Annotated in this window: 1 pseudogene; it reads right to left on the bottom strand. The window is 41.9% G+C overall.

Annotated elements, in window-relative coordinates:
- Nucleotides 1–229: pseudogene (gene glmU, locus SB756_RS36225) on the bottom strand (bifunctional UDP-N-acetylglucosamine diphosphorylase/glucosamine-1-phosphate N-acetyltransferase GlmU); the annotation flags it as partial.

The raw sequence follows: 229 nt of genomic DNA, 5'->3' as shown, positions 1-229 counted from the left end.
CGGGTTTTTTTCATCTCTACAAAGTTACCAATGTGCGAGTCTTCTTCCATTACCGCACCTGGCCGAAGGCGAGCGTATGGGCCAAGGGTACATTTAGCCGCTACGCTTGCATCTTCAATAAGGGTATTCGCTTTTATTACAACGTTATCGCCTATGGTACAGTTTTTAAGTACACAGTTAGGACCTATTTGTACGTTATTACCAAGGGTTACATTACCTTCAAAAATAA

This window comes from Pseudomonas sp. SIMBA_068, from assembly GCF_046534705.1.
Classification (GTDB): Bacteria; Pseudomonadota; Gammaproteobacteria; order Pseudomonadales; family Pseudomonadaceae; genus Aquipseudomonas; species Aquipseudomonas putida.
This window is presented reverse-complemented; position numbering and strand designations above follow the sequence as displayed.